5 protein-coding genes are annotated in these 22,315 nt (G+C 72.4%); all 5 read right to left on the bottom strand.

Features of this window, described 5'->3' with window-relative positions; all coding sequences use genetic code 11:
* Nucleotides 1-2 precede the first annotated feature (2 nt).
* Nucleotides 3-830 carry an ABC transporter permease gene (locus tag F9C11_RS16030; protein WP_409185658.1) on the bottom strand — a complete coding sequence of 276 codons (828 nt, stop codon included), beginning with the start codon at nt 828-830 and terminating at the stop codon, nt 3-5.
* Complete coding sequence (locus tag F9C11_RS16025) at nt 830-1,753, bottom strand: ATP-binding cassette domain-containing protein (RefSeq protein ID WP_409185657.1); 924 nt, start codon at nt 1,751-1,753, stop codon at nt 830-832. Before F9C11_RS16025 ends, F9C11_RS16030 begins: the two co-directional genes overlap by 1 nt.
* Before the next feature lie 113 nt (nt 1,754-1,866).
* Nucleotides 1,867-12,204, bottom strand: coding sequence for an SDR family NAD(P)-dependent oxidoreductase (locus F9C11_RS16020; protein WP_409185656.1), 10,338 nt, complete (start codon nt 12,202-12,204; stop codon nt 1,867-1,869).
* Nucleotides 12,205-12,237: 33 nt separating this feature from the next.
* A complete protein-coding gene (locus tag F9C11_RS16015) occupies nt 12,238-17,004 on the bottom strand; it encodes a type I polyketide synthase (RefSeq protein ID WP_409186918.1) in 4,767 nt (1,588 codons plus the stop codon).
* Nucleotides 16,989-22,238 (bottom strand): SDR family NAD(P)-dependent oxidoreductase, encoded by a 5,250-nt coding sequence (locus tag F9C11_RS16010; RefSeq protein WP_409185655.1) that lies wholly within the window; start codon nt 22,236-22,238, stop codon nt 16,989-16,991. The genes F9C11_RS16015 and F9C11_RS16010 overlap by 16 nt, the downstream gene beginning before the upstream one ends.
* Nucleotides 22,239-22,315: the final 77 nt, after the last annotated feature.

The raw sequence follows: 22,315 nt of genomic DNA, 5'->3' as shown, positions 1-22,315 counted from the left end.
GGTCAGCCGCGGGCGCGCTGGTGGAACTTCCGGATCGCGAGGTACGCGCCGGCCGTGGTCAGCACGACCGACCAGGCGAGCGCCAGCCACACCGTCGACGCGACCGCCGCGCCGTTCATCAGGCCGCGCACGGCGTCGATCACCACCGTCACCGGCTGGTTGTCGACGACCGCCCGCAGCACCGACGGCATCGAGCCGGTGGGCACGAGCGCGCTGGTGGCGTAGGGGACGAACACGAAGATCATGCCGAGACCGCCCGCGCCCTCGACAGTCTTGGCGATCGACCCCACCAGCGTGGCGAACCAGAACACGCCGGCGGCGAACAGCACCAGCAGTCCGGTCGCGGCGAGCCAGCCGAGCACGCCGCCCGCCGGGCGGAATCCGATGGCGAAGCCGACCGCGACCATCACCACGAGCGAAAGCAGGCTGCGCAGCACGCCGGACACGACGTGGCCGACGAGGACGGCCGAGCCGGCCATCGGCATCGAGCGGAACCGCTCGACCAGGCCCTGCGTCAGGTCCGCGGCCACGCCGACCACGGTCGTCGTCGAGTTGAAGCCGATGCTGACGACCACGAGGCCGGGCACCAGGTAGTCGACGTAGGCCATGCCGGGCAGGTTGATCGCACCGCCGAACATGAAGCGGAACAGCAGCAGCAGCACGATCGGCAGCGAAACCGCCTGGATCAGCATCTCCGGGTTGCGGACGATGTGCTTGACGTTGCGCGCGACCAGCACCCGGCAGTCGGACAGCGCCAGCGCGAACGCCGAACGGCTCGGGGTGCCGGAAACCTGCGTCCCCGCGTGCTCCCTGGACAAAGTCTGGGTCATCAGTTCGCTCCCGCGGTTCCGGTGAGGGTGTGGAAAACGTCGTCCAGGGTCGGCTCGGAGAGCTCCAGCCCGGTGGTTGCGAGGCCCGCGTCGTCGATCCGGTTGAGCACCAGCCGGACCTGGGCGGGCTCGTCGATCGCGACGCTGACGGTGTCGCCGGTCAGCATCCCGCCGGCGACGTCGTGCGCGCGGGCCGCTTCGGCGGCGGTGGCGAAGGAGAGTTTCAGCCGCTCGGTGCCCACCTTGCGCTTCAGCTCGGCCGCCGTGCCCTCGGCGACCACACGGCCCTTGTCGATGACCGCGATCCGGTCGGCGAGCTGGTCGGCCTCCTCGAGGTACTGCGTGGTGAGCAGGATCGTGGTGCCGCTGTCGAGAAGGTCGCGAATCGCGTCCCACATCGCCGAGCGGCTGCGCGGGTCGAGGCCGGTGGTCGGCTCGTCGAGGAACAGCACCGGCGGCGAGGTGATCAGGCTGATCGCCAGGTCGAGCCTGCGCCGCATGCCGCCGGAATACGTCTTGACCTGACGCTGTCCCGCCTCGACGAGGTCGAACTGCGCGAGCAGCTCGCCAGCCCGCTCCTTCGCCCGCGCGGCGGACAGGTGGAACAGCCGGGCCATCATCTCCAGGTTCTCGCGGCCGGTGAGCAGCTCGTCGACCGCGGTGTCCTGTCCGGTCAAGCCGATCTGCTCGCGCACCGTCCGCTTGGACCCGGCGAGGTCGTGGCCGTTGATGGTCACGGTGCCGCCGTCGGCGTCCAGGAGGGTGCTGAGGATCCGCACCGTCGTGGTCTTCCCGGCGCCGTTGGGGCCGAGCAGCGCGAACATCGTGCCGCGCCGCACGCTGAGGTCGACGCTTTCCAGCACTTCCACGTCGCCATAGGACTTGCGCAGCCCCCGTGCTTCGATTGCGTAGCCGGTGACCATGGGGTTACCTCTCCTCGTTCGGGTCTTTCCAGTGGGCCACAGCCCGGCCGGCCCGGACAACAGTGGCCGGGGCCGGCCGGGTTAGGGGTTCCCGCCCCGCGCGGCCGGTGCGGTCAGTCGTCGCCGGCGCCGATCGCCATGCTGATCAGCGCGTCGGTGTCGAGGTCGTCGATCGACGCCTCTTCCCCGGCTTCCGGCTCCTCGGTCTTGTCTTCGGCCAGGCGCACTCCGGCCAGCTCCAGCAGCCCGTCCAGAAGCCCGGCCGCGCGCAGCTTCTCCAGCGAGATGCCCGCCAGCGCCTCCCGGACTCCTTGCTCCGTAACGGTTTCCTCCGCGACGGCTTCCTCGGCGGGGGCCAGTTCGCCGACGAGGAAGTCGGAAAGGATCCGCGGGGTCGGGTAGTCGAAGATCAGGCTGACCGGAAGTTTCAGCCCGGTGACGAGGCTGAGCTTGTTGCGGAACCCGGTGGCGGACAAGGAATCGAAACCGACCTCGTTGAACGAGCGGTCCGGTTCCACCGCCTCCGGACCCGCGTGGCCCAGCAGCGCCGCGGCGTGCGTGCGCACCAGGTTCAGCACCGTCGGGACCCGCTTGTTCGCCGCAAGGCCGGCCAGTTTCTTCGCCAGCGACTCGGTGTCTTCCACCGCGTCCTGCGCCGCGCGACGGCCGGGCGTGCCGGCCAGACCGCGCAGCACGGCCGGGAGGTCGTCGCCGCCCGACGAGGCCAGCACCCGGGTGTCGAGCGAGATCGGCACCAACAGGGGTTCGGGGGAACCCGCCGTCGCGTCCAGCAGCCGCAGACCGTCCTCAGTAGACAGTGCGGTGATGCCGGTTTCGCCGATCCGGTGCGCGTCCGCGTTCTCCAGCGCCGCGCCCATGCCGTCGCTCCACAGACCCCACGCCAGCGAGGTGCCGGCGAGGCCCTCGGCACGGCGCCGGGCGGCCAGTGCGTCCAGGAACGCGTTGGCCGCGGCGTAACTGCCCTGCCCTGGTGCGCCGAGGACCCCGGCGGCCGACGAGAACAGCACGAACGCGCTGAGATCCCGTTCGCGGGTCAGCTCGTGCAGCACTTCCGCCGCGTCCGCCTTCGCCCGCAGGACCTGGTCAAGGCGTTCCGGCGTAAGGGAAGTGAGCACGCCGTCGTCAAGGACACCGGCCGCGTGCACGACCGCGCGAAGGTCAACTCCGTCCAGCAGCGCGGAAACCGCGGCGCGGTCGGCCGCGTCGCAAGCGGCGAGCGTGACTTCAGCGCCGAGTCCGGTCAGTTCGTCCCGCAGTTCGGTCGCGCCCGGGGCATCCGCACCGCGACGGCTGACCAGCAGCAGGTTCCGCACCCCGTGCTCGGCGACCAGATGCCGGGCGACCGAACCGCCCAGCGCACCGGTCGCGCCGGTGATCAGCACCGTGCCGTCCGGATCCCAGACCGGCGCGGCGACCGCGTCCGCGGCCCGCTCCAGCCGCGGCGCCAGCACCGCGCCGGCCCGCAGAGCGACCTGCGGCTCGTCCGACGCCGACACCGCGGCGAGGGTGCGGCCGCTCGGGGTTCCGGTGCCGAGGTCGACCAGGGTGATCCGGTCCGGGTGCTCGGCCTGCGCCGAGCGCACCAGTCCGGCGACCGCGGCGCCGACCGGATCGGGGTTCTCCCCCGCCTCAGCGGCCACCGCGCCCCGGGTCGCCACGATCAGCGAACCGGTCGAGCCGGCCAGCCAGTCCTGCAGCAGGCCGAGCACGCGGTGCAGTTCGGCGTGGACGTCGTCCGTGCCGCCCGCCGGCAGCACGACCAAGCCGCTCGTCTCGGCGACCGACCCGGCCGCCGTGGCGCCCAGCGCCTCGGTGAGGCCGAAGGAGTCCGGGCCCAGCACGGTCCAGTCGGTGACCTCGGCGACGGCGTCGAGGTCGGTCTGCTCCCAGGCGACGCGGAACAGCGAGTCGCCACCACCGGCCGGAACCGCCTGCGGCACCGCGGACATCGGGCGCAGCAGCAGGGATTCCACCGAGGCGACCGGCGCACCGGTTCCGTCGGCGATCTCCAGCGCGGCCGCTCCCGAGCCGATCTGCTTCACGTGCACCCGCAGCGTCGTCGCCCCGACCGCGTGCAGCCGGACGCCTTCCCACGCGAACGGCAGCGCCGGTTCGTCGCCAGCCGCCCCGGAGACACCGATGGTGTGCAGGGCAGCGTCGAGCACGGCCGGGTGGATGCCGTAACGGTCCACATCGGACACCGAAGCAGGCAGCTGGATTTCCGCGAACGCTTCGCCGTCGCCCTTCCAGGCTGCCACGAGGCCGCGGAACGCCGGACCGTACGCGAGACCGTCGGCGGCCAGTTCCTCATAGGTGCCTTCGAGTTGCACCTGCTCGGCGGCGGGCGGCCACTCGGACAGCTCGAACTTACCGGCCTTGCCCGCCTTGGCGAGCTTGCCGATCGCGTGCCGCGTCCAGGCGGTGCTGTCGCCTTCCGGCCGGGAGTGCACGCTGAACGTCCGGGTGCCGCCGCTGTCGGGAGCACCGAGGGCGAACTGCACGCGCACGCCGGTCCGCTCCGGCACCACCAGCGGGTACTCCAGGGTCAGCTCTTCCAGCCGCGGGCAGCCTGCCTCGTCGCCGGCCCGGATCGCCATCTCGACGAAACCGGTGCCGGGGAACAGGATCGAGCCGCCGACGACGTGGTCGGCCAGCCACGGATGCGTGCCCACCGAAAGCCGTCCGCTGAACAGCAGCCCCTCGGCGTCGGCCAGTTCCAGTGCCGATCCGAGCAGCGGGTGGTCCTCCTCGCCGACGGCGCCGGAGGTGCTCTCCAGCCAGAAGCGCTGGCGCTGGAACGGATACGTCGGCACCGGCACCGGGTGCGCGCCGGTCGGTGCGTAGATGGCCGCCCAGTCGACGTCGACGCCGCTGACGTGCAGCTGCGCGACACCGGTCAGCGCGGCCACTGCCTCGTCGTTTTCCTTGTGCAGCAGCGAAGCCAGTGCTTCGGGTTGCTCGTCGAAGCAGCCCGCGGCCATCGCGGCGAGCGTGGTGTCCGGGCCCAGCTCAAGGAACCGGGTCACGCCGTCGGCGGCGGCCCGGGTGACCGCGTCGCGGAACTGCACGCCTGCGCGGACCTGGTTCACCCAGTATTCCGGCGAGGCCAGGTCGGCCGGGCCGCCGGTGACCGTGGAGATGATCGGGATTCGCGAGTCCGCATAGGACAGTCCTTCCGCGACAGTGCCGAATTCGGCGAGCATCGGGTCCATCAGGCGCGAGTGGAACGCGTGCGAGACCCGGAGTTGCTTGGTGCGCTCGAACTTCGCCGCCACTTCGGCAACCGCGTCCGCAGCGCCGGAAATCACGACCGCGGTCGGGCCGTTCACCGCGGCGATGTCCACAGTGTCCCCAGCGGCTTCCCGCACCGCTTCCGGAGTTCCGTCGATCGCGACCATCGCGCCACCGGTCGGCAGCGCCTGCATCAGCGCGCCCCGGGCAACCACCAGCTTCGCCGCGTCCTCCAGAGAGAATACGCCAGCGCAGTGCGCCGCCGCGATCTCGCCGATGGAGTGCCCGGCGAGCACGTCCGGCTTGATGCCCCATGCCCGGACCAGGCGGAACAGCGCGACCTCCAGCGCGAACAGCGCGGGCTGGGTGTAGCGGGTCTCGTCCAGGCCCTCCCCGCTGTCGATGACCGACCGGATGGGCCGGTCCAGGTGCCGGTCGACCGCGGCGCAAGCTTCGTCGTACGCGGCGGCGAACGCCGGGTACTGCTCGGCGAGCCGCGCGCCCATCTTCGCCCGCTGCGAACCCTGGCCGGCGAACAGGAACGCGGTGCGCCCGCCCGCGGTCGCGATTCCGCTGACGACGCCGCGGGCGTCCTCCCCGTCCACCAGCGCCGCGAGACCGCGCACGAACTGCGGCGAGCGGCTGCCGATCAGCACTGCCCGGCGGTCGAACGCACTGCGCGTGGTCGCCAGCGAGAGGCCGATGTCGGCGAGGCTGCCTTCCGGTTCCTCGTCCACATAGGACATCAGCTGCTCCGCCTTGGCCCGCAGCGCCACGGCGCCGCGTCCGGAGACCGGCCACGCGACCGGCCCGTCGTAGGACGGCACGCCGCTCTCGACCTCGGGACGGTCGCCTTCTTCCAAGATCACGTGCGCGTTGGTGCCGCTCACCCCGAAGGACGAGACGCCGACGCGGCGGGTGTGGCCGTTGGGCAGCCACTTCACCGGCTCGGCCAGCACCCGGACAGTGCCCGAGGACCAGTCGATCTCGCTCGACGGCTTGCCCACGTTCAGCGTGGCGGGCAGTTCGCCGTGGCGCATCGCCTCGATCATCTTGATGACCCCGGCCGCCCCGGCCGCCGCCTGGGTGTGCCCGATGTTGGACTTCACCGAACCAATCCACAACGGACGGTCCGCGGCGCTGCCGTAGGTAGCGAGCAGCGCCTGAACCTCGATCGGGTCGCCCAGTTTGGTTCCGGTGCCGTGTGCCTCGACCGCGTCCACTTCGGACGGATCCAGCCCGGCGTCGGCCAGCGCGGCGCGGATCACCCGCTGCTGTGCCGGACCGTTCGGCGCGGTCAGCCCGTTGGACGTGCCGTCCTGGTTCACCGCGCTGCCCTTGAGAATCGCCAGCACCGGGTGACCGTTCGCGCGGGCGTCGGACAGACGCTCCAACACCAGCACACCGACACCTTCCGACCAGGTGGTTCCGTCGGCGTCGTCGGAGAACACCTTGCACCGGCCATCGCGGGCCAGCCCTTGCTGACGGCTGAACTCCACGAAGGTCTCCGGCGTCGCCATCACCGTGACCCCACCGGCCAGCGCGAGCGAGCAGTCGCCGCCGCGCAGTGCCTGGGCCGCCATGTGCATCGCGACCAGCGACGACGAGCACGCGGTGTCGACCGACACGGCCGGACCCTCGAGTCCGAGGGTGTAGGAAATCCGGCCGGTGACGATCGAACCAGCGCTGTTCGCACCCACGTAGTCGTGGTACTGGACGCCGGCGTACACGCCGGTCGGGCTGCCCTTGAGCGACACCGGGTCGATGCCGGACCGCTCCAGCGCTTCCCAGGACGCTTCGAGCAGCAACCGCTGCTGCGGGTCGATCATCGGCGCTTCCTTCGGCGAGACACCGAAGAACGTCGGATCGAAATCACCGGCGTCGTAGACGAATCCGCCGCGGGCGACATAGGTGGTGCCGGGACGGCGGCCGGTCGGGTCCAGCAGGCCGTCGACGTCCCAGCCGCGGTCGGTCGGGAAGTCCCCGATCGCCTCGCGACCCTCAGCGACCAGCTCCCACAGCTGTTCCGGCGAGGTGACCCCGCCAGGCAGGCGGCAAGCCATGCCGACGATCGCGATCGGCTCTTCCGATTTGTCCTTAGTGGACACCGCCGCGATCTCGACGGTCGTGCCCGCCAGCTCGCCGAGCAGGTGCGCGGCCAGCACTGACGGGGTCGGATAGTCGAAGATCAGCGTTGCGGGCAACCGCTGCCCGGTCGCCGCAGTGAGCCCGTTGCGCAACTCGATGGCGGTCAGCGAATCGAAACCGAGCGACGAGAACTGGGCCGACGACTCGATTTCGTGTGCACCGCCGTAGCCGAGCACGGTCGCGGCGTGGCCGCGCACGAGTTCCAGCACGGCGTCGGCGCGGTCGCCCTCGGGCAGGGCCAGCAACCGCGCGGCGAAGGAGTCCGCCGGAGCGGCGGTCGCACTCGCCGCGACGCGCCGGGCTCCCCGGCCGGTGAGTTCTTCCAGGATCTTCGGGACGCGGTCGAGCTTGCGCAGCGTCGGCAGGTCGAGCTTCGCCGCGGCGACGGCAGGCTGCCGGATGGCCAGCGCCCGGTCGAGCAGGTCCAGCGCGGCCGCCGTGGACAACGGCACGATGCCGCTCGCGGCCAGGCGGGAAATCTCGGACTCGGCCAGGGTGCCGCCCATGCCGCCGGCCTCGCCCCACAGGCCCCAGTCCAGCGACACCGCCGGCAGGCCGTGCGCGACGCGGTCGGCGGCGAGGGCGTCGAGGAACGCGTTCGCGGCGGCGTATCCGCCCTGGCCGGGCGCGCCGAGCACGCCGGAGACCGACGAGAACAGCACGAACGCGGAGAGCGCGGTGTCGCGGGTGAGTTCGTGCAGGTTCAGCGCGCCGTCGACCTTGGGCCGGAGCACGGCGTCGACCCGCTCCGGCGTCAAAGCGGTGACCACGCCGTCGTCGAGCACTCCGGCGGCGTGCACCACCGCGGTGAGCGGGTGCTCCGCGGGGATCGAGGCCAGCACCTCGGCGAGCGCGGCGCGGTCGGCGACGTCACACTGCGCCAGGTCGACGTGCACGCCCAGCTCGGCGGCCAGGTTGGCCAGCTCGGGAGTGCCGCGCCGGCTGACCAGCAGCAGCCGGCGGACGCCGTGCTCGTGGACGAGGTGCCGGGCCACCGTGCCGCCGAGCGCACCGGAGGCCCCGGTGATCAGCACGGTGCCGTCCGGGTCGAAGTACGCCGGCTCGGTCGCGGAGGTGGTACGCACGAGCCGCGGGACGACCACGCTGCCGGTCCGGACGGCGAGCTGCGGTTCCCCGGTGGCGAGCACCTGCGGCAGGACTGCGCCCGCCTCGGTCTCGGCGTCGAGGTCCAGGAGCACGAACGTGTCCGGGTTCTCTTCCTGCGCGGAGCGCACGAGGCCCCAGACAGCGGAGGCGGCGAGGTCGGCGACCCCACCGGCGGCCGCGACGGCTCCGCGGGTCACCACGACCAGGCGTGCGTCCGCCGGGTGCTCCTGCGCGAGCCAGGTCTGCAGGGCGCCGAGGACGCGGGCGGTCAGTGCGTGCGTCTCCTCCGCCGTGCCAGTTTCGCCGAAGCAGTCGAAGATCTCGACCGTTGATGCGTCCACAGTGGACTCAGTGGGGATCCGCCGCCACTCGATCCGGTAGAGCGGCGCGGCCGCGTCGGTCGCGACCGGCGTAGTGGCAGCGCGGAACACCGCCTCGGCCACGGTGGCGACGGGCGCCCCGGTAGCGTCGGCGAGAGCGACTTCGTAGCCGTCCTCGGTGGTCGGCGTGAACCGCACCCGCAGCGCCGAGGCACCGGTGGCGTGCAGTTCGACTCCGGTCCAGCAGAACGGGACCCGGCCGACGCCGCCGTCCCCGCCGCCCGCGACGCGCAGCGCGTGGGTGCAGGCGTCGAGTGCGGCCGGGTGGAGGCCGAAGCGGGCAGCGTCGTTGTCCTCCGGCAACGCGACTTCGGCGAAGATCTCGCCCTCGCGCTGCCAAACTGCTTGCAGAGAACGGAAAAGCGGGCCGTAGGCGAGGCCGGTGTCGGCGAAGTCGTCGTACACGCCCTCGATCCCGACCGGCTCGGCACCGGCGGGCGGCCACTCGGCCAGCTCCACCCCGCCGCGGTACGACGGTGGCGTGACCGTGCCGCTCGCGTGCAGCGTCCACGGTTCGCCTTCGGCACCTTCCTCGCGCGAGTGGACCGTCACGGCGCGGACCCCGCGCTCATCCGCCGCCCCGACGGTCACCTGGACCTGAACGCCGCCGCGCTCCGGCACCACCAGCGGGCTGCTGAGGGTGAGTTCCTCGATCCGGCCGCTGCCGACCTGGTCGCCGGCGCGGACCACCAGCTCCAGGAACGCCGTGCCGGGCACAGTGATGACCTCGCCGAGCCGGTGCTCGGCCAGCCACGCGTGCGTCTCCGCGGAAAGCCGTCCGGTGAGTACCACGCCGTCGGTGTCGGCGAGCGCGACCGCGGCGCCGAGCAGAGGGTGCCCGGCGGAGGTCAGTCCAGCGGCAGTGACCTCGTCGCGGTTGGCGCGCGCGTCGAGCCAATAACGCTTGCGCTGGAAGGCATACGGCGGCAGGTCGACCCGCTGCGCGCCACGGTCGGCGAAGACCGCGGCCCAGTCCGGAGTCAGGCCGCTGACGAACAGCTCGGCCAGCGCGGTGAGCGCCGCCCGCGGCTCCGGCCGGTCCTTGCGCAGGACCGGCACGACCACCGCGTCGAAGCTCTGCCGGGCGAGCGCGGACAGCACGCCGTCCGGGCCGACCTCGACGAACCGGGAAACGCCCTGCGCGCTCAGCGCGGTCAGCCCGTCGTGGAACCGGACCGCGGCGCGGACGTGCGAGACCCAGTACTCCGGCGTGGCGATCTCCGCCCCGGCAGGTGCGCCGGAAACGTTGGAGAGCAACGGAATCGTGGGCGGGGAGTAGGTGAGCGTGCGGGCGACTGCGGCGAACTCCGCCAGCATCGGCTCCATCAGCGGCGAGTGGAACGCGTGTGAGACCTTGAGCTTCGAGGACTTCCGCCCCTCGAACTCCGCCACCACCGCGGCGACCGCGGCCTCGGTACCGGACAGCACCACCGAATCCGGACCGTTGATCGCGGCAATGCTGACCTCGGCGGTCAAATGCGGAGTGACCTCGTCCTCGGTCGCCTGCAAAGCCACCATCGACCCACCGGACGGAAGCGCCTGCATCAACCGCGCCCGGGCCGCGACGAGAGCACAGGCGTCGGCCAGCGACAGCACACCCGCGACGTGCGCGGCGGCCAGTTCGCCGACCGAGTGGCCGAGCAGGAAGTCGGGCTTGAGGCCCCACGAAGACAGCAGCCGGAACAGCGCCACCTCGATCGCGAACAGCGCGGGCTGGGTGTAGCCGGTCTGGTCGAGCAAGCGCGGCTTCTCGAAGATGACTTTCTTCAGTGGACGGTCGAGGTGCTGGTCCAGTTCCGCGCAGACCTCGTCCAGCGCCTGGGCGAACACCGGGAATGCGGCGGACAGCTCGGCCCCCATGCCCGCGCGCTGCGCGCCCTGACCGGAGAACAGGAACGCGGTCAGCCCTTCGACCTGCGTGCCGGTAATGACGTCCGGCGAGGCGACGCCGTCCGCTAGGGCGGCGACCCCGGCCTTCCCGTCGAGCACGACGGCGCGGTGGCTGAGCGGCGACCGGGAGGTCGCCAGGGAGAAACCGAGGTCGAGCGGGGTGGCAGCGTCCACAACGGACAGCAGCTGGGCTGCCTGCGCCTTCAGTGCCGCGCCACCGTGCCCGGCGAGCGGCCACGGGACGGGGACGTCTTCGGGCCAGCTCGGCGTCACCTCGTCCGCTTCGACGGCGGGAGCTTCCTCGACGATCACGTGTGCGTTGGTGCCGCTCACGCCGAACGACGACACCCCGGCGCGACGCGTCCGCCCGTCCGCGGCCCAGGAACGCTCCTCCGTGAGCAGCTCGACGTTCCCGGCCGACCAGTCGACCTCAGTGGACGGTTCGGTGATGTGCAGCGTGCGCGGCAGCAGACCGTGCCGCAGCGCCTGCACCATCTTGATCACCCCGCCGACGCCCGCCGCGCCCTGCGCGTGCCCGATGTTCGACTTGATCGAACCGAGCCACAGTGGACGGTCCCGGTCCTGGCCGTAGGTGGCCAGCACGGCCTGCGCCTCGATCGGGTCGCCCAGCGTGGTGCCCGTGCCGTGGCCCTCGACAGCGTCCACATCGGACGCCGACAGCCGCGCGTTGGCCAACGCCTGCCGGATCACCCGCTGCTGCGAAGGACCATTCGGTGCGGTAAGGCCATTCGACGCACCGTCGGAGTTCACCGCCGAACCGCGCACCACCGCGAGCACCGGGTGCCCGTTGCGCTGCGCGTCGGAAAGCCGTTCCAGCAACAGCGTTCCGGCTCCCTCCGCCCAGCCCGTTCCGTCGGCACTGTCGGAGAACGCCTTGCAGCGGCCGTCCGCGGCGAGCCCGCGCTGCCGGCTGAACGCCAGGAACGGCCCGGGGCGCGACATCACCATCACGCCACCGGCCAGCGCCAGCGAGCAGTCGCGCTGCCGCAGGGCCTGCACGGCGAGGTGCAGCGCGACCAGCGACGACGAGCACGCAGTGTCCACGCTCAGGGCCGGGCCTTCCAGACCCAGCGCGTAAGCGATCCGGCCCGAGATCACCGAAGCGGCGTTGCCGGTGCTCAGGTAGTCCGCCACCTCGCCCGCGAGCACGGACGGCGGCAACTCGTCGTAATAGTCCTGCTCGCCGCTGCCGACGAACACGCCCACCTGCTGCTTGGCGAGCGAATGCGGGGCGATGCCGGCTCGTTCGAACGTCTCCCACGCCAGCTCCAGCAGCAGCCGCTGCTGCGGGTCCATCGCGAGCGCCTCACGCGGCGAAACCCCGAAGAACGGCGCGTCGAACTCGCCCACGTCGTGGACGAAGCCGCCTTCGTTCACGTAGCTCGTGCCCGGGCTGTCCGGGTCGGCGTCGAACAGGGTGTCCAGGTTCCAGCCTCGGTCCGTCGGGAACGCGCCGATCGCGTCCCGGCCGTCGGCCACCAGCTCCCACAGGTCTTCCGGCGAGCGCACGCCGCCCGGGTACCGGCAGCCCATCGCCACGATCGCGATCGGCTCGGCCTCCGCCGCCTCGACCTGACGAAGCCGCTCACGCGTCTCCTGCAGGTTCGCGGTCACCCGCTTCAGGTAGTCGACCAGCTTGCTTTCGTCAGTCATCGCCAGAATCCTCTTGTCGCTGGGTGGGTGCGCTCAGGCGCCGAGTTCGTTGTCGATGAGGGCGAACAGCTCGTCCGTGGTCGCGGTTCGCAGGACGTCGGTGGCCTTGGTGCCGGCCTGGGTCTTGTGCAGGGCGGTCACGATCGCCTGCAGGCGGGCGATGATCCGGGACCGGTCGATCTCCGCGGCGTCCAAAGTGGACGTGACCGCCTCGAGCCGGTCCAGTTCCGTTTCCAGCGGGACCGCCGCTTCGCCGCCGCCCAGCTGCGTCCACAGGTGCTCGGCGAGCGCCCGCGGGTTGACGTGGTCGAAGGCGACGCTGGCCGGGAGCTTGAGCCCGGTGGCGGCGCCGAGCCGGTTGCGCAGGTCGACCGCGGTCACCGAATCGAACCCGAGTTCCTTGAACGCGCGGGCCGGTTCGACCGCCGAGGCGTTGTCGTAGCCGGCGACCACGGCGACCTGGCCGCGGACCAGGTCCAGCAGCGTCCGCTGCTGTTCGGCGGGCGTCAGCGAGGCCAGCTTCCCCTTGAGGTCGCCGGTGTCCTCGACCGGGCCGGTCTCCTCCTCGGCGACCTCGGCCAGCGCGCGCAGCAGCGGCCGCGGCCGGGCGAGCTGGTACACCGGGGCGAACGTGGCCCAGTCGATGTCGGCGACCACCAGGTGGGCCTCGTCGCGGTCCAGTGCCTGGCCCAGTGCCTCGGCGGCGAGTTCCGGGGCCATCTCGGCCAGGCCGATCCGCCGCAGCAGGTCGCTCGCTTCGGCGCCGACCATGCCCCCGCCGCCCCACGAGCCCCACGCGACCGCGGTCGCGGTGCGTCCGGCGGCGCGGCGACGGCGGGCGAGCGCGTCGAGGTAGGCGTTGCCCGCGGCGTAGGCGGGCTGGCCGGAGGTGCCCCACACGGCAGCGCCGGAGGACATCAGCACGAACGCGTCCAGTTCGGTGTCGCCCAGCAGCTCGTCGAGCAGGGCCGCGCCGGTGATCTTGGCGCGCGTGGCGGCAGCGAATTCCGCCGGCGTGACGTCGGCCAGAGCGGGTTCGTCGGTCAGCACCCCGGCGGCGTGCACCACCGCAGTGGGCGGATGCTCGGCCAGCAGCTTGGACAGCGCCGCCCGGTCGGTGACGTCGCAGGCCGCGACCGTGACGCGCGTGCCGGACAGCTCTTCCACCAGCTCACGCGCGCCTTCGGCTTCGAGTCCGCGACGACTGGTCAGCACCAGATGCTCCGCACCCCGTCCGGCCAGCAAGCGCGCGACGTGCGCGCCGACCGCGCCGGTGCCGCCGGTGATGAGCACGGTGCCGCGCGGCTTCCATTCCGTTTCGGTCGCTGCCAGCGGCGCGCGCACCATCCGCTTCGCGAACACCCCGGACGGCCGGATCGCGACCTGGTCCTCGTTGTCCGCTCCGGACACCACCGCGGCCAGCCGCGCGGCGTCCGCGGGCCCCTCGACGTCGACGAGACCGCCCCAGGTAGCGGGTTGGTCGAGCGCGACGACCGTGCCGAGGCCCCACACCGCCGCGGCGGCCGGGTCGGCGCTGGAGAAGGCGTCCACCGCGACCGCGCCACGGGTGACCACCCAGGCCGGGGCGTCGATCCCGGTGTCGCGCAGGGCTTGCAGCAGCGCGATGGTGGCGGCGACCGCGGTGCTGAGCGCGGGGTGCTCCGGGTGTTCGCGGGTGTCGAGGGCGAGCAGCGACAGCACGCCGTCGAACGAGCGCTGCGCTGTCGCCTCGGCGAGCAGCCCGGCCAGTTCCTCGCGGTCCGCCGTCGCGGTCACCCGCACGACGTCGCCCAGCGCGTCGGCCAATTCGGCCGCCTCGGGAACATCGGCGGGAACGACGACCAGCCAGCTGCCGGACAGCTCGCCCGCGACGCTCACCGGCGCCCACGAGACGCGGTAGCGCCACGATTCTATTGTGGACAGTTCGCTGCGGCGGCTGTGCCAGGCGGCCAGTGCCGGGACGACCTCCGCCAGCGGAGCCGCTTCGATCCCGAGCCGGGCGGCGAGCGCGTCGACGTCGCCGCCGGTCACGTCCTGCCAGAAGTCCTGGTCGGCTGCCGGAGCGGAGGCCGCCGTCGCGGTGCCAGTTTCTTCCTCGTGCCAGAAACGCTTGTGCTGGAACGGATACGTCGGCAGGTCGGCAATCCGGCCGCCGGGGACCAGCGAGAGCCAGTCGACCGAGCCGCCGCGGACCGAGTACTCCGCCATCGACGTCGCGAACCGGGTCAGGTCGCCCTCGTCGCGGCGCAGCGTGCCGACGACCGAGCCGGTGCGGCCCGTTTCGTCCAGCGTCTCCTGGATGCTCATGGCCAGCACCGGATGCGGGCTGATCTCGACGAACCGCGTGTAACCCGCCTCGGCGAGCTGCGCGACCACCGGCGCGAACCGGACCGTGGTGCGCAGGTTGGTGAACCAGTACCGGGCATCCACAGTGGACTCGACCACCGGCTCCCCGGTCACCGTGGAGGTCATCGCGACCGTCCCGGCTCCGGGAGCGACCGGGCCGAGGTCGGCCAGCAGCCGGTCGGCGAGGTGCTCGACGTGCGCGGAGTGCGACGCGTAGTCCACCGGCACCCGCTTGGCGCGGAACCCCTCGGCGACGAGCTGGTCGCGCAGTTCGTCGAGGGCGTCGCCGTCTCCGGAGAGCACCGCCGAGGTGGCGCCGTTGTCCGCGGCCACCGAGATCCGGCCGTCCCAGGCTTCGAGCCGGGCGCCGAGGCTGGAAGCGGGCAGTCCGACGGCGAGCATCCCGCCGCCCCGGCCGCCGAGGACATCGCCGATCGCCTTGCTGCGCAACGCGACTACTCGGGCACCGTCCTCAAGCGACAGTGCGCCCGAGACGCTCGCGGCGGCGATTTCGCCCTGCGAGTGACCGATCACCATGTCCGGCTCGACGCCGTGCGCCCGCCACAGCGCGGCCAGCGAAACCATCACCGCCCACAGCATCGGCTGCACCACGTCCACGCGGTCGGCCGGCGGGGTGCCCGGCTCGCCGCGCAGCACCGCGATGACCGACCAGTCCACGAACTTCCGCAGTTCCGCGTCGCATTCGGCCATCCGCGCGGCGAACACCGGCGACTGCTCCAGCAACGCGGTCGCCATGCCGGTCCACTGCGAGCCTTGGCCGGGGAACACGAACACGGTCTTGCCGCGTACGTCCGCGGTCCCGGTGACGACGTCCGGGCGCGATCCGCCGGCGGCCAGCGCGCGCAGCGCCTCGGCGGCCTGCGTGCTGTCTCCGGCGAGCACCACGGCGCGGTGGTCGAACCGGGCTCGCCCGGCGGCGAGGGTGTGCGCGATGTCGGCGAGTTCGGCGGCGTGACCGTCCACATGGGACGCTATCCGGCCGGCGGCCGCGGCCAGCGCGGCCGGGGTTTTCGCCGACAGCACGAGCGGATGGACCACCGGCGCGGGCGGTTCTTCCCGCTCCTCGCTCGGTGCCTGCTCCAGGATCACGTGCGCGTTGGTGCCGCTGACGCCGAACGAGGACACCGCCGCGCGGCGCGGACGCGAGACCTCGGGCCACTCGCGCGATTCCGTCAGCAGCTCGACCGCACCGGAGGTCCAGTCGACGTGCTTCGACGGCGTACCGACGTGCAGCGTCTTCGGCAGTTTGCCGTGCCGCAGTGCCTGCACCATCTTGATCACGCCCGCGACGCCGGCGGCGGCCTGCGGGTGGCCCATGTTCGACTTGATCGACCCGAGCAGCAGCGGCTCCCCCGTCGTGCGCTGCCCGTAGGTCTCCAGCAACGACTGGGCTTCGATCGGGTCGCCCAAAGCGGTTCCGGTGCCGTGCGCCTCGACCGCGTCCACATCGGACACCGACAGTCCAGCGTCGGCCAGCGCCGCCTCGATCACCCGGACCTGCGAAGGACCGTTCGGAGCGGAGAAACCGTTGCTCGCGCCGTCCTGGTTCACCGCGGTCCCGCGCAGCACCGCGAGGATCCGGTGGCCGTTGCGGCGCGCCTCCGAGACGCGCTCCAGCACGAGCACGCCGACGCCCTCGGCCCACGACGTGCCGTCCGCGTCGTCGGAGAACGACTTGCTCCGGCCGTCCGCGGCCAGACCGCGACGGCTGGAGAAGTCGACGAACATCTCCGGCGTGCCCATCACCGCGACACCGCTGACCAGCGCGAGCGTGCAGTCTCCGCGACGCAGGCCCTGCGCCGCCATGTGCAGTGCCACCAGCGAGGACGAGCACGCGGTGTCCACCGAAACCGACGGCCCCTCAAGGCCGAGCGTGTAGGACACCTGCCCGGAAACCAGGCTGCCCTCGGGGCTGCCGCCGCTGTAATCGTGGTACATCACCCCGGCGTAGACCCCGGTCGAGCTGCCCTTCAGCGCCTGCGGATCGAGCCCGGCGCGCTCGAACGCTTCCCAGGAGGCTTCCAGCAAAATCCGCTGCTGTGGGTCGGCGCGGCGGGCGTCCCGCGGGCTGATGCCGAAGAACTCCGCGTCGAAATTCGCCGCGTCGTAAAGGAAACCGCCGTGCCGGGTGTAGGTCTTGCCGGGCCGCTCGGGCGTCGGGTCGTAAACGCCTTCGATGTCCCAGCCGCGGTCGGCGGGGAACTCGCCGATCACGTCCCGGCCCTCGTCGACCACGTCCCAGAGGTCGTCCGGCGTCGCGATGCCCCCGGGGTAACGGCAGCTCATGCCGATGATCGCGATCGGCTCGGTGTCGCGCGCCTCCAGCGCGTGCAGCTGGCGGCGGGCCTGCTTCAGGTCGGCCGTCGCACGCTTCAGGTAGTCGCGGAGCTTGTCCTCGTTGCTCATGGTCTGCCCGTTCATGAGATGCCCAATTCGTCGTCCAGGACGGCAAACAGCTCGTCGTCGGTGGCCTCGTCCAGATCGGCTTCGGTTTCTGCTCCGGCGTGCGCGTCGGCCCACTTGCGCACCAGGGCGTCCAGCCGCGCGGCGACCTTCGCGGTCGACCCGTTCAGCGTTCCGGCCGCGCCGCCGAGCAGCGTTTCCAGCCGGTCGATCTCGCTCAGCAGCGGTTCGGCCGGACCCCGGCCCGCGCCGAGCAGTTCGTGCAGGCGGCGGGCGAGCGCGGCCGGCGTCGGGTGGTCGAACACGATGGTCGCGGTCAGCTTCAGGCCGGTCAGCGCGCCGAGCTGGTTGCGCAGCTCGACGGAGGTGAGCGAGTCGAAACCCATCTCCTGGAAGGCCCGCTCGGACTCGACCGCCGCGGCCGAAGCGAAGCCCAGCACCGCCGCGACCTGCTCGGCCACCACGGTCAGCAGGTAGGCCTCGCGCTCGGCCTCGGGCAGCGTGCCCAGCCGGGCGGCGACCGCGCCGCCGGACCGGGCGGCCGGGCGGCGGCTCGGTGCGGGCCGGACCAGTCCGCGCAGGACCGGCGGCAGCGCGTCGCCGCGGGCGCGCAGCGCGGTGAGGTCGAGCCGCACCGGCGCGAGCACGGCGTCCTCGGCGGTGAGGGACGCGTCGAGCAGGGCGAGACCTTCGGCGGTCGCCATCGGCGGCGTGCCGAGGCGGCGGAGCCGGCGGAGGTCCGCTTCGGACAGTTCGCCCGCCATGCCGCCCTCTTCGGACCACGCGCCCCAGCACAACGAGGTCGCCGGAAGTCCTTGTGCCCGACGGTGTTCAGCCAGTTCGTCGAGGAACGCGTTGGCTGCCGCATACCCTGCCTGCCCAGCCGCGAGGACGGTGCTCGCGGCCGAGGAGAACAGGACGAACGCGGCCAAGTCGCGGGTCATCTCGTGCAAGTGCCACGCGCCGTCGACCTTGGGGGCGAAGACGCGGTCCAGCTCATCGTCGGCGAGATCCTCGACCCGGCCGGCGGCGGGGACGCCCGCGGCGTGCAGGACGGCGGTCAGCGGAGCTTCGGCCGGGACCGTGTCGAGCAGCGACCGCACGGACGCCGCGTCGGTGACGTCGCAGCTCGCGATCGTCACCTCGCCGCCCAGTTGCCGGAGTTCTTCGCTCAGTTCGGCCGCGCCGGGCGCAGCCGCGCCCCGGCGGCTCGTGAGCAGGAGGCGGCGCACGCCGTGCTGCGTCACCAGGTGCTTCGCCACGACCGCGCCGAGCCCGCCGGTGCCCCCGGTGATGAGGACCGTCCCGTCCGGGTTCCAGTTCAGTTCCCCGGCCTGCGAGGTCGCGGGAGTCAGCCGCGGCACGAGGACCTTGCCGCCGCGGACGGCCGACTCGGGTTCGCCGGTGGCCAACGCGGCCTCGACGGTGCCGTCCGCGTCGAGGTCGACGAGCGCGAACCGGCCCGGGTTCTCGGCTTCGGCCGCCCGCACCAGGCCCCAGGCCGGCGCGAGGGCCGGGTCGACGTCCTCGCCGCCGACCGCCACCGCACCCCGCGTGACCACCGCCAAACGGGTCTCGCCGTCCTCGGCGAGCAGTTCCCGCACCGCGGTGAGCACCTGCCGGGCGACCGCGCGAGCCGCGGCGGGCGGCGGACCGTCCGGAGTGGACACTTCCAGGACCTTGGCGGCACCGGCGTTCCCGGTGGCCGAAGCGGGTTCCCAGGCCACGCGGAACAGCGAATCCCGGCTCGGTGCCAGCTTGTCCAGCGAGATCGGCCGCGCGGCCAGTGACTCGACGGACAGCACGGGCGCGCCAGCGTCGTCGGCAATGCGCAGCGTGATGGTGTCCGGGCTGGTCGGCGAGACGTGCACCCGCAACGCCGCCGCACCCGCGCGGTGCAGGGTGGTGCCAGTGAAGGCGAACGGCAGCATCGGCTTCGCTTCGCAGTCCTCGGGCTCCGGGCCGAGCAGCTGGGCGTGCATCGCCGCGTCGAGCAGCGCCGGGTGCAGGCCGTAGCCGACGGCGTCGGCGCTGTCGGGCAGGACGACGTCGGCGTAGATGTCGTCCCCGTGGCGCCACATCGCCCGCAGGCCCTGGAAAGCCGGGCCGTAGTCGTAGCCCAAGGCGGCGAGAGTCGCGTACGGATCGGCCAGCTCGACCTTGGTGGCACCGGACGGCGGCCATTCGGCGAGGTCGACCGACGGCGTTTCCTCTGCCGGAGCAACGAAACCGCTTGCGTGCCGGATCCAGGCGTCTTGGCCGTCGAGTCGCGAGTGGACGGTGAGCTGACGGCGGCCGTCGTTTTCGGCGTCCACCGAAACCTGGATCGCCGCGCCCCCGCCCTCGGGCAAGGTCAGCGGAGCGTGCAGCGTCAGCTCTTCGATCCGGGCGCAACCGGCTTCGTCGGCGGCGCGCTGCGCCAGCTCGAGGAAAGCCGTGCCGGGCAACAGGATCGTGCCGAGGACAACGTGGTCGGCCAGCCACGGCGCGGTGCTGGCGGACAGCCGGCCGGTCAGCACCAGCAGGTCGGAGTCCGGAACTCGCACGACGGCGCTGAGCACGGGGTGTCCTGCGGGCTGCAGGCCGTGGTCCCCGGCATCCCCGGCGGCGGTGGTGGCGGGCGCCCAGTAGCGGGTGCGGCGGAACGAGTAGGTGGGCAACGCGACCCGCCGGGCACCAGCGTAGAACGCGGCCCAGTCGACCGGAATCCCCCGGGCGTGCAGGGTCGCGAGCGCGGTGACGACGGTGTGGGCCTCGGCGCGGTCCTTGCGCTGTGCCGGGACGAACGCGAGGGCGTCGTCGTCGAACCCGTTCTGGGCGGCGGCGGTGAGCACCGCGGACGGTCCAATCTCGACAAACGTCCGAACGCCCTCGTCCACCAGCGTCTGAACCCCGGCGTGGAACCGGACCGCGGCGCGGACTTGACGCACCCAATAGTCCGAAGTGGACAGATTATCGCCGGAACCGACCGTGGAGATGATCGGAATCCGCGGCTTCGCGTAGGCGAGTTTCTCCGCGAAGACCGCGAATTCGGCGAGCATCGGCTCCATCAGCGGTGAGTGGAACGCATGCGACACCTTGAGCTTCGAGGACTTCCGACCCTCGAACTCCGCCACCACCGCGGCGACCGCGGCTTCGGTACCAGAAAGCACCACCGAATCCGGACCATTAATCGCGGCAATGCTGACCTCGGCGGTCAAATGCGGGGTGACCTCGTCCTCGGTCGCCTGCAAAGCCACCATCGACCCACCGGACGGAAGCGCCTGCATCAACCGCGCCCGCGCGCCGACCAGCGCCGCCGCGTCCGGAAGCGAAAGAATCCCGGCGACGTGTGCCGCGGCCAGCTCGCCGATCGAATGGCCGAGCAGGAAGTCGGGCTTGATGCCCCACGACGCCAGCAACCGGAACAGCGCCACCTCCACCGCGAACAACGCGGGCTGGGTGAATCCCGTGCGCTCCAGCTCGGCGGCATCGTCGAGGACTGTCTTCAGTGGACGGTCGAGGTGCGGGTCCAGCTCAGCGCACACCGCGTCGAAAGCCTCGGCGAACACCGGATACTTCGCGGCGAGTTCCGTGCCCATCCCGGCGCGTTGCGCGCCCTGACCGGTGAACAGGAACGCGGTTCGGCCGCTGCCCCGCCGGTCGCGCACCACACCGGGCGCGTCGGTGCCCTCGGCGAGCGCGGTCAGCCCGGCGAGCAACTCCGCGTCGTCGGAGCCGACGACGACGGCCCGGTGGTCCAGCGCGGAACGGGTGGTGGCGAGCGAGAAACCGAGGTCGGCGGGCGAATCGGCGGTATCGACGTGTTCGGCGAGCCGCTGCGCCTGCGCGGCCAGGGTGTCGGCGGAGTCGGCCGAGACCGGCCACGCGAAGACGGGCAGCGCGGGCGGGGTCACCGGCACCTCCGGGACCGCCTCCGCCTGCTCGACGATCACGTGAGCGTTCGTGCCGCTGATGCCGAAGGACGACACCGCGCCGCGCCGCGGCCGGGACACCGCGGGCCATTCGCGGGACTCGGTGAGCAGCTCGACCCGGCCTGCCGACCAGTCGACGTGCGGCGAAGGCGCGTCCACGTGCAGAGTTTTCGGCAGCACGCCGTGGCGGATGGCCTGCACGACCTTGATCACGCCGCCGACCCCGGCCGCCGCTTGCGCGTGCCCGATGTTCGATTTGAGCGAGCCGAGCCAGAGCGGCTCTCCGGCCGCTTCGGGGCGCTGGCCGTAGGTCGCCAGCAGGGCCTGCGCCTCGATCGGGTCGCCCAGCTTCGTTCCGGTGCCGTGGCCTTCGACAAGGTCTACGTCCGATGTGGACAGTCCGGCCGCCACGAGCGCCTGCTGGATGACCCGCTGCTGCGCCGGTCCGTTAGGCACGGTGAGCCCGCTGGAGGCACCGTCCGAGTTCACCGCGCTGCCGCGCACGACGGCGAGCACGTCGTGGCCGAGCCGACGGGCGTCGGACAGCCGCTCGACAACGAGCACGCCGACGCCCTCGCCCCAGCCGGTGCCGTCGGCGCCCGCGGCGAACGCCTTGCAGCGTCCGTCGTCCGACAGGCCGCGCTGCTCGGCGAAGTCCACGAACGTCCCCGGCGTGGCCATCACCGTGACCCCGCCGACGAGGGCCAGCGAGCAGTCGCCGCGGCGCAGCGCCTGAGCGGCCCAGTGCAGCGCGACGAGCGACGACGAGCACGCGGTGTCCACCGTCACCGCCGGGCCCTCCAGCCCGAGCGCGTACGCGACCCGGCCGGAGACGACGCTGCCGGCGGCCTCGTGGCCGAGGTAGTCGTGGTACATCACGCCGGCGAACACACCGGTGCTGCTGCCGCGCAGCGTCTCCGGCACGATGCCAGCCCGCTCCAGCGCGGTCCAGGACGTCTGCAGCAGCAGCCGCTGCTGGGCGTCCATCGCGCGTGCCTCGCGCGGCGAGATGCCGAAGAACTCGGGGTCGAACTCGGCGGCGTCGTAAAGGAATCCGGCCTCGCGGGTGTTCGTGGTGCCGGGCCGCTCGCCCGACGGGTCGTAGAGGGCCTCCAGCGCCCAGCCGCGGTCGGCGGGGAACGGGCCGATGGCGTCGGTGCCGGTCGCCACCAGCTCCCACAGGTCCTCCGGGGAGCCGACGCCGCCGGGGTACCGGCAGTCCATGCCGACGATCGCGATCGGCTCGGAGCCGGCCTGCCGCTCGTCGCGCAGAGCCTGCTTCGCCTCGCGCAGTTCGGCGGTGGCGCGCTTGAGGTAACCGAGGAGCTTGCCCTCGTTTTCCGTGCTCACGTCATTGCCCCCAGTTCGGCTCCGGCGTAGCGGGAATTGGCACTCACGTCATCGACCGCCTCGGGAAGTCGCCGCGA

Origin of the sequence: Amycolatopsis sp. VS8301801F10, assembly GCF_046195355.1 — a bacterium.
Lineage (GTDB): Bacteria > Actinomycetota > Actinomycetes > Mycobacteriales > Pseudonocardiaceae > Amycolatopsis.
This window is presented reverse-complemented; position numbering and strand designations above follow the sequence as displayed.